This window comes from Arthrobacter ulcerisalmonis (assembly GCF_900609065.1).
Lineage (GTDB): Bacteria > Actinomycetota > Actinomycetes > Actinomycetales > Micrococcaceae > Arthrobacter > Arthrobacter ulcerisalmonis.
The window spans coordinates 1-13,291 of record NZ_UXAU01000028.1; the positions used below are offsets into that span (position 1 = coordinate 1).

The 13,291-nt window shown below is 58.3% G+C and carries 7 protein-coding genes; 5 read left to right on the forward strand and 2 right to left on the reverse strand.

The genetic code is table 11. The features are described from left to right. Positions 1 to 646 precede the first annotated feature (646 nt). Genes PSET11_RS10270 through PSET11_RS10285 form a run of 4 tightly spaced genes read left to right on the forward strand, consistent with a single transcriptional unit; the run spans position 647 to position 8,068 of the window. Positions 647 to 2,113 carry an ATP-binding protein gene (locus PSET11_RS10270; RefSeq protein WP_124092013.1) on the forward strand — a complete coding sequence of 489 codons (1,467 nt, stop codon included), beginning with the start codon at positions 647 to 649 and terminating at the stop codon, positions 2,111 to 2,113. Next, a complete protein-coding gene (locus PSET11_RS10275; protein ID WP_124092014.1) occupies positions 2,103 to 4,994 on the forward strand; it encodes a Z1 domain-containing protein in 2,892 nt (963 codons plus the stop codon). The genes PSET11_RS10270 and PSET11_RS10275 overlap by 11 nt, the downstream gene beginning before the upstream one ends. Then, positions 4,979 to 5,986, forward strand: a complete 1,008-nt coding sequence (locus tag PSET11_RS10280) for a PD-(D/E)XK motif protein (protein WP_124092015.1) — start codon at positions 4,979 to 4,981, stop codon at positions 5,984 to 5,986. The genes PSET11_RS10275 and PSET11_RS10280 overlap by 16 nt, the downstream gene beginning before the upstream one ends. Positions 5,987 to 5,989: 3 nt before the next feature. Next, positions 5,990 to 8,068 (forward strand): AIPR family protein, encoded by a 2,079-nt coding sequence (locus PSET11_RS10285; RefSeq protein WP_124092016.1) that lies wholly within the window; start codon positions 5,990 to 5,992, stop codon positions 8,066 to 8,068. Positions 8,069 to 8,156: 88 nt separating this feature from the next. Here the strand turns inward: PSET11_RS10285 and PSET11_RS10290 are convergent, their stop codons facing one another. Then, positions 8,157 to 9,620, reverse strand: coding sequence for a DNA cytosine methyltransferase (locus PSET11_RS10290; RefSeq protein WP_231686043.1), 1,464 nt, complete (start codon positions 9,618 to 9,620; stop codon positions 8,157 to 8,159). A gap of 440 nt (positions 9,621 to 10,060) precedes the next feature. Continuing rightward, positions 10,061 to 11,335 carry a GAF domain-containing protein gene (locus tag PSET11_RS10295; RefSeq protein WP_124092017.1) on the reverse strand — a complete coding sequence of 425 codons (1,275 nt, stop codon included), beginning with the start codon at positions 11,333 to 11,335 and terminating at the stop codon, positions 10,061 to 10,063. Between the two features lie 162 nt (positions 11,336 to 11,497). Between PSET11_RS10295 and PSET11_RS10300 the strand changes: the two genes are divergently transcribed. After that, the gene (locus PSET11_RS10300; protein WP_124092018.1) at positions 11,498 to 13,288 is read left to right on the forward strand and encodes an NAD(P)/FAD-dependent oxidoreductase; all 1,791 of its coding nucleotides are present in this window, start codon (positions 11,498 to 11,500) and stop codon (positions 13,286 to 13,288) included. Positions 13,289 to 13,291: the final 3 nt, after the last annotated feature.

The window sequence follows — 13,291 nt, forward strand, 5'->3', positions numbered from 1 at the left end:
AACTCTTCGGGAAAGGCTTTGGGCATGATGAACATCCTTCCACCCGCAAGAATCAAATCCTCACAGGCAAAGTGTCAATCAAACCTTCAGCAGTCCCGTCCCTACGCCAGAGACCATCCCGCCCGCACACTCATATCGTCTAGAGGTGCACTGGAATCCACCACTTGGGTGGTCGGCTTGACTTGATCGATTCCCGTCGCGAAGTAGTTCAACCTTCCAATCACATGTGATTGTTCAGTACTTGAATCGACATGCATATACGCCCCATCAGGCGCGCCATGTTCATGGTTTACGGGATGACGGGCGGGCCCAGTTGGTGGGCTTCGGAGAAAATCTCGATGCTGCGGAGCGGAATGTGGGGAGACTGCGGCGACGCCTCCGGGCTCGCCAACAAATACCGTCATGCAGCAAATCACCGCGTCCCTAGGCACGTAATAACCCTCGGTGACGGCTCTGCCCACGACGGTGTGTGGCGCTGGTGCCGCATGTGCAGTACTTTTTATGAAACCTTCAAGCTAATAGCGGATAGTGGCACCTATTGTCGCTGGCATCTGCAAGGCTGTATTGGTTGACATAGCGGCCCGGTGGGCCCGTGTGATCTTAACACCGTTGTTTGGATACGCTATGAATTTACATGGGGATATGAATGAGCTCGGAAATAACGATGGTGCCGGACCCGCATTTGATGGAGTCCTTGCGTGCCGTGGGATACACCCTTACGACAGCCGTCGCCGACATAATTGATAACTCAATCACGGCTGGATCCACGAGCATCGAGATACGGGCCGGCAGTCATCCTGAAGACTACTTGGCCATTGTCGACGATGGCATCGGCATGACAGGCGAGCAGGCCCAACACGCAATGCGTCTGGCCGGTACTAGTTCTGTTTCGACCCGATCGACCACCGATCTCGGTCGCTTCGGACTCGGACTGAAGACAGCCTCTCTGTCCCAATGCAGGCGACTGACGTTGGTGTCCCGACGTGATGGTGTCCTATGCGGCTATGAGTGGGACCTCGACCATCTGCAAAGAACCCAATCGTGGAGTTTGATTGAACTAAACGAAAAAGAATGTGTTGATCTCCCCGGATTTGAGCTACTCAATGAGCACGGTTCCGGAACGCTAGTGTTGTGGCGAAACCTTGACATCTTGCACAGTACCCATGGAAATCTCGACACCGGATTGAACCGCGCCCTCGTGGAGCTCCGGGACCATCTTTCATTGGTGTTCCACAGATTCCTAGCTGGCGAGCACGGCGAGCCATTGCAAATAGCCCTGAACGCGCGCCCCATCGAAGGCGCAGACCCTCTGATGCCGACCCACAAGGCAACCCAGGTAGGCCCTACGGAGCTGATCGCCGTTGACGGCGGGTCGGTAGTCCTCCAGGCTTTCACGCTCCCTCATCTGAACAAACTCACACAGAGGCAGCGCCAGCTAGCCCAAGTGAGCGGGTCTCTCCGTGACAGCCAAGGCTTTTACATCTATCGCGAGAAACGCCTAGTGATCTGGGGAACATGGTTCCGCATCATGCCTAAGCACGAACTTGGCAAGTTGGCCCGCGTCCGCGTCGATATTCCCAATACGTTGGACCACCTGTGGTCGCTCGATATCAAGAAGGCCCAAGCAGAACCGCCCACGGTCATCCGTGAACGGCTCAAGAACGTATCCGAGAAGATGATCGCACCAAGCCGCCGCGTAGCCGAATACCGCGGACGAGTTGCGTCGACTGGTGCAGTCGTTCCGGCTTGGAACATTGTGGATCAGGATGGATCCTTCCGGTACGAGATCAATCGGAAGCATCCGCTTGTTTCTGCCATGGCGGCCGCGGCAGGACCGGGCGGCGTCACGTCATTCCAGACCCTCCTCGGCCTCCTTGAGCGAAGTTTCCCCGTCGATCATGCATACAACCTTCTGGGTCAAGACTTCACTTACGCCCCTTCGTCTTTGGCGAACGCGGACCTTGTTATTGAGGCCACAAAGATATGGAAGTGCGTGTCGCTGATGGGCGGTACCCCAGATGAATTTGTAGCCAGTTTTGCTGCCTCCGACATGTTTAGCTCGGTCGCTGACCCCGAGAGTTTCCTTCGAAAGGTTGCACGAAATGAACTCTGATCTTAAGGACCTGTCTGAATCTTTGGACCGAGTAGAGCAGGCAATCCATGCTTGGAACGTGGACCCCCTAACGCAGGAGCCTCGCCCAGGCATCACAGAGCAGGCTATCCAGTCAGCAGTTGTGAGCTTCGGTAAAATGCAGGTCCCAGGAGCTACGGACGTCCAGCTCGAGGGCGTAGCTTTACGTTTGATCAAGTCACTGATGGCCACGATCGAGCTCGGCACCATAGTGACCAAGGAAGACCATGTTCCGTGGCTGGACGAAGCGCGACCTTCGATCGTATGGACTCGATGGCGGGCATATCGGAAGCTACTTGCTAAGAAGAAGCGCTCCTCCGACGTTCTCAACAAATTAGACAAGTTCACGGACGAAGTCTTGGATCTTGCAGGTAATCCTCTCCAAGAAGGCTCGTGGTCCCGGAGAGGCCTCCTGATCGGTGACGTCCAATCCGGCAAGACCCAAAACTACTTGGCCCTTATAAACAAAGCAGCCGACGCTGGCTACAGGCTCGTCGTTATTTTGGCCGGCAACACAGAGTACCTCCGCCGCCAGACTCAAGAGAGAGTGGACGAGGGAATCCTTGGCCGAGATACGCAGGTCCTAGCGTTCAATGGATCTACCTCTACCGGACTAAAGTCGACCATCGGCGTGGGTCTAATTGACAAGAAGGTCCTGAGCACTCAAAGCATGACGACCATGGCGATGGACTTTCTCCAAGCCACGAAACGGGGAACCGCTTTAACGGTTTCCAAGAACTCCAATGAGCCATTCGTTTTTGTTGTAAAAAAGAACAAATTTGTATTGGAAGCATTGGCTGGCTGGGCCCGTAATTTGGACGCCGACAAGGCCAAAGTGGACGTCCCTCTGCTCCTTCTGGACGACGAATCGGACTACGCCTCGGTCAATACCAACAACGAAGGCGACGATCCAACAGCGATAAACAAGGCGATTCGGTCGTTGCTGAATCGCTTTGAACGTTCGTCCTATCTCGCCATCACAGCTACGCCCTTTGCAAACATATTCATCGACAATGAAGCCGAGATGACGATCCAGCCAGATGAAGGGGAGGATGCCGAAACGGTCACTGACCTTTTCCCAGACGACTACATTTACGGGCTAGAAGCTCCATCTACATATGTCGGAATCAGGCGAGTCTTCGGAACTATTGACGAGCCCACCGAATCGATACTGCGTCATATCGACGACGCCCCACTATGGCTTCCGACCAATCACAAGAACGGGCACGTGGTTACATCACTGCCAAGCAGCCTGAGCACCGCGATACGCTCGTATTTGGTAGCCAATGCGGTCCTAGATCTCAATGGCAGTGCGTCGCTGAAGAGATCAATGCTCGTCAACGTCTCGCGGTTTAAGAATGTTCAGGCCCTCGTCGGCGACCTGATTGCCACGGAGCTCGCAATACTGAAGGACGCGTTGGAGGTTCACGGAGCCACCTACTTGAGAGGGATACCCAACCCTGTCATCGAGACGCTGCATGAGACCTTTCAGGACGAGTACATCGGTTGTGGCTATACGTGGCACCAAATTGCCGAGGTCCTTCATTCGTCGGTCAGTCTAATCCGCGTGAAAGTGTACAATTCAGATCCAGACCGGCTCGGAGTAGATGTCGAGTTTGAGCCTGACGTGCCGGCTCGGCAGATCGCTGTTGGTGGGGACCTCCTAAGCCGCGGGCTGACGCTAGACAACCTAGTTGTGAGTTACTTCCACCGTTCAGTTCGCGCAGCGGACACTATGATGCAGATGGCTCGATGGTTCGGTTACAGAGACGGATACGAAGAGCTGTGCCGCCTTTGGATCTCTGCAGAAACGGCAGACAACTACAGATTCGTCGGGGATGCGGTCGAAGAACTGCGCCGGGAACTAAAGCTGATGAAGACCTCGGGCCGTACACCCCGAGAGTTCGGACTGGCGGTCAGGGAAAGCCCCGAGGCACTCCTGATCACAGCCCGTAACAAGTCGAGGAGTGCGATCTCCGCCGCCAAGACCGTCGACCTCCGGGGGCAGCGGCTCGAAACCACGAAGCTCACGGATAACATCGACCAACAAAAGAAAAATCTCGAAGCCGTGCGTAACTTTTCGGAAGCTTTGGCTGCGGACTGCGTGCCTCTGGACTCCGAAACATACAAGTGGCCCCGCTACAACGGAGTTGACCGCGACCATGTCGCCCAATTGCTATCGAGTTTCCTTCCCAGCGCAGCCGATGCCTATTTCAACGATGGCGTGTTGGTCAACATGGTTCAGAACTCCACTCATCCGAACTTCTCGACTTGGGACGTTGTATTCGTGGAAGGTGAACGCTCCCGTGGGGCCGTGCCAAATCTGAGCTTGGGGGCAGTCGACATCGTAATGCCACAGCGAACAATTACCCATCGGCCCTTCGTCTCCGGGTCTAACTGCAGGCGCCAAGGAAGCCGCAATACTGCCGATTCCGGGGAATGGTTGGTTTCAGACAGGTCCTCGCGGCTGGCAGGTAGAACCGACCTGCAGTCAATGATTCCCTCGGAGACCCTTCAAACTATTGTCGATGGCCGTGCTAACAAATCGACCGCAGTTGCCGAGGACCACTTCTACGAACACCTGGCGAATCCCATCCTCTTTGTCTATGCGCTGGCTCCTCAAATCACTCAAGTCCAGCGTTTCCGGACAAAGGATCCCGAGACCAAGAAATGGACTACGAGTGTTCAGAAGAGCGACCCCGCAACAATTGATGGGCTCGAAGCAATCGTGGCTCTAAAGATCGCGTTGCCCAAGCCGGCCGATCAAGGCAATAAGGATGAATCGGGTAAGGGCAAATACCTTTTGAACAAGGTTGCCCAACGCTACGGCTTCCTCAACATCGAGTCATGGGCGACAGCGTGACGATGGGGCCTGTCCAACCCGGCTTAGCGTGGAGCGCCAAGGACTGGGACACTAGGCGGTCGTCCACCCATATTGGGGCATGGGAGGTCGATCCAGGCCTCCCGCTTCGGCTCTTTTATGGGGTTGAAACCACCGGGTGGCTAACTTTTGGATACGTCGCGACCGCCAAGCCTGGAAGTCCGCCCCTCTCGTCGGCCGTCCGAGTCCATCGACGACAACGAGATCTGGACGAGAAATGGACCCTTTCGTTAACCCTCACGGTGCCGGATTCGGAGACCGTATTCCGGCAGTTGGCAGAGCACATTTATGCGCGAGTGAAGGCCACTTCATCGGAGGAGCGCGGCGTCCTAGCATTCATGGAGTCGGTGTCCGAGTGGAAGAAACTCTTCGCCGCTCCAAACCGAATGTCCTTGGCGGAACTCCGCGGGCTCTTTGCTGAGTTGTACGTCGGCTTTGTGACATGTTCGGCGATCGCGTCAGATGCTGCCACTGTGAGCGCGTGGGAGGGTCCTTTCATGGCAGACCAAGACTTCCAATTTCCAGGATTCTCCGTCGAGGTAAAAAGCATCCGCCCAACATCGCGCGCAGTCGACATCGCATCGGAGTACCAACTCGACGGCGAGGACATCTACCTGGCCATTGCAACAGTTCTCGATGATCAAACATCGTTCGACGGGTCGATGACGCTGCCCGAATTGGTGGCCTCAATCCGTCTGCGACTCCAGGGCCAGCCCTCAATAGCCGAGTCGTTCGAGGATGCCCTAGCGCAACATGAAATCGACTTAAGCGATGCGTTCTACGAGGACACCCATCTATCCTGTACGACAGTTCGGCTGTTCGAAGTTTCCGGCGATTTCCCACGTATTACAGCCAAAATAGTTCCGCACGGAGCCACCGGCGTCAACTACAAGATACTGCTAAGCGAAATTGGCGGATACGAACGAAGTATCCGAGATCTGGTGCTTACACCAGCTACCGAGGGGGAGGAATAGCATATGGATCTCAAAGAGTACTACGTGGACTTTCAACAGGACGTGGCCACCGACGCGAGTGTGTCCGGTGACTACACAGTGGACGCGTTCATTCGCCGCTGTGGGGAAATCTTGGGCGAAGCCGACCAGTTCGAGGAAATCCAAGTTCTGCAGTTCGAGGGGACGGGCCAAAGACAGCGCAAGCTTCGAATCCAAGGATATGACCTGTCAGCGTCGGACGACACGGCCAGTCTCGTCGTGGGCATCCACCACGGAACCCCCGAAATTTCCGCCGTCACGACTACCGACGCCAAGAATGCACTGAAGGCCCTCCAGTATTTCCTTGACGAAGCTACTTCAGGGCAGTTTGAAGTTGACCGTGAAGCCAGCTCGCCCGCGGTTCAAGCAGCTATCGATATCCGTCTTCGACGGACGTCCATTTCTAGGTTCCGACTCCACTTGGTCACCGATGGCAAACTTAGTGACAGGCTACGTGATTTGCCAAGCGAGGAACTGAACGGCGTGCCTGTCGACTTCTCCTTCTGGGACATCGAACGCTTCCATCAACTGCACGAGTCAAAACAACAACGTGAAGCCCTAGAGATTGATGTCACCGAGTGGGCGCCGAACGGCATTCCAGCCCTCGAGATTGCAGGCACGGAGGACTTCGCAACGTATCTGGCAGCCGTTCCTGGACCTTTACTAGCAGACCTCTACTCAAGGCACGGCAACCGGCTGCTTGAAAGCAACGTCCGTTCCTACCTTTCCAATCGTGGCAAGGTCAACAAGGGTATCCGTGACACCGTGAATGCATCGCCGCACCTCTTTATGGCCTACAACAATGGCATTACGGCAACAGCCACGAAGGTTGAGATGTCAGGTGACCGTTCGTCAATCCTCAGCGTTGTGGACCTTCAAATTGTCAACGGCGGACAGACCACGGCAAGCCTGTTTTACGTCGGTCGGGAACAGAAGGCTAAGGCAGCCTTAGCCAATGTCGTGGTCCCGATGAAACTGGTGATGGTTGACGAAGATCGGGCGCAGACACTTGTACCTAACATTTCCCGGTTTGCCAACAGCCAGAACGCTGTGAGCGCCGCCGATTTCTTCTCCAATAGCCCCTTCCACCAGCGACTCGAAGACCTCTCGCGGCGGCTGCGGGTCCCTGCAGTTGCCGGAACTCGGATTCAAAGTAAGTGGTACTACGAGCGCATTCGAGGCCAGTACTCCAATGAGAAAACGCGACGTATGCCGTCAGAGGCTCTCCGGTTTGAGCAGGAGAATCCTAAATCGCAGATGTTCACTAAGACCGATTTGGCTAAGTACATGTCGTCTTGGGATCAGAAACCCCATATTGTCAGCTCAGGTGCACAGAAGAATTTTCTAAGCTTTGCCGTGACAATTTCAAAAAAATGGGATTATTCGCCCGACGATTTCAACGATGAGTTCTTCCGAGACGGAGTAGCAAAAAACATTCTATTCAACTCTGTTCGAAGAGAAGTTTCGAAGGCCGACTGGTACAAGGATGAAACCGGCTATCTTGCAAATATCGTGACATACACGATTGCCAAGTTAGCTAACGTCGTTGAAACTCGGGCTGGAAATAGCGTTCTTGATTTTTCCAAGATATGGAATCAGCAAGCCGTTTCCCCCAACCTGCTGGATTACTGCGTGGAGTTGGCGCGCGATGTGCGAAGTGTGCTGATCGCAGATCGTCGGCTAGTTCAGAACGTTACAGAATGGGCCAAGCGCGAGGACTGTTGGACGCAAGTCCGTGGGATTCCGGCGTGGTTGCCTGACGACGCAAAGACGTGGCTCGCCGACCCTGCAGCCGTCATTCGGCGACAGAGTATGGCCAAATCTAACCAAAAAATCGACTCAGGCATCCAGGCCCAGACACGTGTCATTGAGACACCTCGAGGGCAATGGCTTGAACTGGAGGCTTTCCTGTCGACTGTACGAGTGGCCACTCTGAAAGAAACGTCCATTCTCGGGGTATGCACCGGCCGTCGTCTTGGCATTCCAACAGAAGCGCAATCGAAAGTTCTCCTGCAGCTGGTGGAGAGAGCTAACACCGCCGGATTTGACGGGTTCACCCTGTGAGCGCAGTTCTAGCTTGATTTCCGGTCCGGGATAGCGGCGGCTGGTTGCCTCTTTTATAGAGGTATCGGCCAGCCGTCAAAAATTGGAGTTAGCCCACCGGGCCGTCGAAGAGCGACCCCAACATCAGTGCAACCTTGTCGGCGATCTTCCTCGCCAGAAGCGGGGGCACAGCATTTCCGACTTGATGGAACTGCTGAGTCCGCGCTCCCTCAAAGAAGTAGTTATCCGGGAAGGTCTGCAAACGAGCTGCCTCGCGAACTGTAAGGCTCCGCCCTTGAATAGGGTCCGGATGGATGTAGTAATGACCGTCTTTCGAGATGTGAGAAACGACGGTCGTTGATGGCTGATCCCACACTTGAACCCTGAACCGGTCCGTGAATGGCGTATTTGCCTGACCGATGTTGTTGTGGTCTGGTTGCAAGGACTCATGCAGATCCGCATATTTCGGACTGCGTCCGAGCTCCAGTGCTTTGGTAGCCATAACTCGGTATCGGACCAAGTCTGAAATCATGTGGGAGCGGGGCACGTGATGGACAGGGGCCGTGATGTTATCGTCTTCCAGCCACTCGCGAAGATCCTTCGCAGCTTGATTATCCACATCCGCCATGTCTGACCTAGGATCGGCCGCCAACTTAGCATCAGCAGTGGCAACTGACAATTCTTCTTCCCAGTTCAGTGCCCGTTTGGGTAAACGACCAGAGGCAACAGAAACCCGTGCTGGAAGGCCGCCGATGGCGTCCCGGACAGTCACCGGTTCTGGGGATAGATCTAGTACCCTTCGGGGGATCCGATGTGCGAGGTCGCTCCTGACGCCCAGCAGGATCACTCGGTGCCGTTTCTGTGGGAGCCCGTGTTCCTCGGCTCGAATAATGAAATCCTCGGGTTGGACGTCTTCGTGGTCCACGTCAACAACCAGAGAACGGATCTCGTAACGAACGCCTCCAGGAAGTTTCCGAAGATCGTCCAAAATCCTGAGGAACATGCCTTTGCCCCCATGCGTCGACGACAATAGGCCCTTGACGTTCTCCATCACGAAAATCGACGGTTGGAACGCGTCAAGAATGTGGAGGTATTCCTTGTACAGGAAGTGCTTATGGTCGCTTTCGAAGTATTCATCACTGGTCCGTCGGGACCGCCCGGCCAAGGAATAGGCTTGGCACGGTGGCCCGCCAATTAGGATCCAGTGCCCTCGACTTTCGTGTCGGCCAAGCTTTTCCAAGATGGTGGCATCAACTTCCTTGCGCTGTTCCTCACCAAGCTCGACCTGAAAGATGTGCTCCGCTGTAGATTCATAGGCCTCACGGAATTTGCCGCTTAACGTCTCGTTCCATGTAGCTTGGCCGGAGATGTATTTGTAGTAAGGACCTAGGTCTGCGCCATTCGCCCTGAGTGCCCTAAACGTCGATCGAAGTCTCAGCGTCCTGCACGCCAGAGCATCCATTTCGAACGAGGCAACGCTGTCGAAGACACGCTTACCGTTGATATCGAGAGCACTGCAAAAACCCTCATTGAGGCCGCCCGGACCAGCGAACAAATCAACAATCGGTATCAAGGCATCCTCTATCAACTAACAAACGGAGCTTCCAGGATACCAGGCATCCCCGACAACAGCGATTGGGTACCGAACATCGGTCGCAGGGGGAGGATTGACGGGAAGGCCATGCCGGACCCCCGCGGAACCGAATCTCCCGGGTCAGTCACCCCGCGGGTGGAGAAAGCCGGCATCGTGGGCGCCACTGGAGAAACCACCGGCTAGGTCGCCATTGCGTTCGTCGTCCTGCACGGCGACATCGTGGACTCCGGCAACTGGATCGTCACAAACCTGCCGACCACGTCGGCAAGGAATGCCCAAACGTCAAAGCCAAGGCCATCTTCGTGTCCGAAGTGCCCAAGACCGGTGGTGCAGCTGTAGCCGGGACGGCCCGCGTGTTGTGGGCGGCCTAAGAATAACCGCACTTACCGGGGCGCGAACTTTCGCGAAGAAGGCTCAATTCATGGACAAACCCGGAACGCCAGATACCGCGGATCCCCGCGTCCCACGAGGCGCCCCAGTGCCTCGACCGCCTCAACATCCGCGGAGCCCATATCCGTCGACAGCCAGCGGATGAGTAGTCCCGCGTCCCCGCTGGACCGCACTGCGGATCCGAGAGCCAGGTCCAGCTGGTCCCGGAGCAGCTGAACGGCTAGGGCGCCCGATCGGCTGAGTAGGGGAGCCCGGTATGCCTGCAGCGCGTCAGCCACGCGTCCCTCGTGCAGAAGCCGTAGCACCCGCCCCGAATCCGACCGACCGGTCAGACCTGCGACGAGCCGGTACGGGTTCGACTCCACAGCATCGCCCAGCATGGAGCGGACCCGGAACATTTCCGTCCGGATGGCCGCCGTGGTACCCGCATCACCGTACAGCTCGAAGGCGAGTTCCTCGGCTGACCAGCCCTGGGCACGCGAATCCAGCAGCGCCAGGATTTCCGCCCGGCGCAGCGTCAGCGGCACCCGGCTGCCGTCCCGGAACACCGCAGCAGGTTTGTCCCCTAGCAGCTCCAGGGACGAAACAGCAGGACCCGGCCGGCGGGCGGCCTGCCGGGACGCACCCGGGACAGGTGGGGCACCCAGGGACGTCCCGCCGTCGGGCGTTCCCAAAAGAGCCTCTGCGACCCGGACCGCGCACCGCACCATCCGCAGCGTGTCCGCGCTGATGGTGTCCAGCGGTCCGGAGACGTCGAGCACGCCCAGCAACTTACCCGTCAAAGGGTCCGTGATGGGCGCCGCCGTGCAGGCCCACTCATGGTGGGTGCGGACCAGGTGCTCGGCGGAGAACAGCTGCACCGGCCGGCCGGTGACCAGCGCCTCGCTGATGGCGTTGGTGCCGATGCCGGCCTCGGACCAGTCGGCCCCTTCGGAGAACTCCAGCCGGTCCGCCCGCCGCAGCACCTCCGGGCTGCCCACCCGCCAGAGGATCTCGCCGCGGGCGTCGGTGAGCACCAGGAGGTGCCGGCCTGAGCTTGAATCGTCGGCCAGCAGGTCGTTCAGCGCCGGCATGACCTGCTGCAGCCGGTGCTCCCGCCGCAGCAACAGCACGTCGGAGACGTCGTGCAGGTGCCGCGGGCTGTGCTGGTCCGGGCTGATGCCCAAGGCCATGGAGCGGCGCCACGAATCCGCCAGGTCGGTGGGGATCTCCGGGCGCGGGACACCGGAGATGACCAGTTCGTGGGCGCGGCGCAGGGCACGCGAATACTTCGCCGGGTCCGAAAACCTCAGGCCGTAGTCCAAAACAGTGTCCTCCTCACCGGCGGCGTCCTTGCCGGCAGTGCCCGTGTAACGCAGTTGTTACCCCCACTGCGTTGCAATGGTGATGCAGCTCACGCCCACTGAGCTTATCGCAGGACTCGGGGCGGCGCGGGGCTCACCTGGCAACATCACAAGGGAGTGGACATGACCGATACACCCACCGCAGCCGCGCAGGCCTGGCTGACGGAACTGGATACCGCCCTGCAGCGGCGCGACGTGGACGCCGCGCTGGAGCTTTTCGAGGACGACAGCTACTGGCGCGACTTCGTGGCGTTCACCTGGAACCTCAAAACGCTCGAGGGCAAGGCCGACATTCGGCAGATGCTCGAGGCCACGCTGGACCACGTGCAGCCTTCCGGTTGGGCGCTCGCCGAGGACGCCACGGGCGACGCCGGCACCACGGAAGCCTGGATCACGTTCGAAACCGCCGCCGCCCGCGGCTACGGCCACGTCCGGCTCCGGAACGGCAAATGCTGGACGCTGCTCACCACCATGCAGGAGCTGAAGGGCTTTGAGGAGAAGAAGGGGACCCGCCGCGAGAAGAGCGTGGCGCACGAAATCATCAAGGGCCGCCGCTCCTGGCTGGAACAGAAGGAGGAGCGCGAGGCGCGGCTCGGCTACGAGGAACAGCCCTACACAGTCATCATCGGCGGCGGCCAGGGCGGCATCGGCCTCGCGGCCCGGCTGCGGCGCCTGGGCGTCCCCACCCTGGTCATCGAGAAGAATGAGAAGCCGGGCGACTCCTGGCGGAACCGCTACAAGTCCCTGCACCTGCACGACCCCGTCTGGTACGACCACATGCCCTACCTGAAGTTCCCCGACGACTGGCCCGTCTTCGCCGCCAAGGACAAGATCGGCGACTGGCTGGAGCATTACACCCGGGTCATGGAGCTGAACTACTGGGGCGGCACCGAGTGCGTGGGAGCGGCGTACGACGACGGCGCGCAGGAATGGGTGGTCCGTGTAGTCCGCGATGGGTCGCCGGTGACCCTGCGGCCCAAGCAGCTGGTGTTTGCCCTGGGCGTCTCCGGCTACCCGAACATTCCAGCGTTCGACGGCGCGGGGTCCTTCCTGGGGGAGCAGCGCCATTCCTCGCAGCACCCGGGCGGCGGAGACTGGACCGGGAAGAAGGCCGTGGTGATCGGCTCGAACAACTCCGCGCACGATATCTGCGCGGACCTCTGGGAGCACGGCGCTGACGTCACCATGGTGCAGCGTTCCTCCACCCACATCGCCCGGAGCGAGTCGCTGATGGACCTGGCGCTGGGGGATCTCTACTCGGAGAAGGCTTTGGCGGCCGGGGTGACCACGGAGAAGGCCGACCTGCTGTTCGCCTCGCTGCCGCTGCGGATCCTGCCCGAGGCGCAGGTGCCCGTGTACCAGGAGATGGCTGCCCGGGATGCCGAGTTCTACTCCCAGCTGGAGGCCGCGGGGTTTGACCTGGACTTCGGGGTAGACGGCTCCGGGCTGTTCGTAAAGTACCTGCGGCGCGGCTCCGGCTACTACATCGACGTCGGCGCCTCCCAGCTGATCATCGACGGCCGGGTGCAGCTTCGCTCGGGGGAGGTTTCCAAGATCACGGGCAACGCCGTGGTCCTGAACGACGGGACCGAACTGGAGGCCGACCTGATTGTCTACGCCACGGGCTACGGCTCCATGAACGGCTGGCTGGCGGACCTGGTCTCTCCCGAGGTGGCTGATAGCGTGGGCAAGTGTTGGGGATACGGCTCGGACACCCCGAAGGACCCAGGCCCCTGGGAAGGGGAGCTGCGCAACATGTGCAAGCCCACCAACGTACCCAACCTCTGGATCCACGGCGGCAACCTGCACCAGAGCCGGCACTACTCCTCCTATCTGGCCCTGCAGCTCAAAGCCCGGATGGAAGGACTGGAAACGCCGGTGTACGAACTGCAGCCAACGCACCACGCGCGCTGATTC

Excerpts from the sequence above, each read along its gene's own strand:
- PSET11_RS10285 (WP_124092016.1), top strand. The coding sequence starts at position 5,990 with ATGGATCTCAAAGAGTACTACGTGGACTTTCAACAGGACGTGGCCACC.
- PSET11_RS10300 (WP_124092018.1), top strand. The coding sequence starts at position 11,498 with ATGACCGATACACCCACCGCAGCCGCGCAGGCCTGGCTGACGGAACTG.
- PSET11_RS10270 (WP_124092013.1), top strand. The coding sequence starts at position 647 with ATGAGCTCGGAAATAACGATGGTGCCGGACCCGCATTTGATGGAGTCC.
- PSET11_RS10275 (WP_124092014.1), top strand. The coding sequence starts at position 2,103 with ATGAACTCTGATCTTAAGGACCTGTCTGAATCTTTGGACCGAGTAGAG.
- PSET11_RS10280 (WP_124092015.1), top strand. The coding sequence starts at position 4,979 with ATGGGCGACAGCGTGACGATGGGGCCTGTCCAACCCGGCTTAGCGTGG.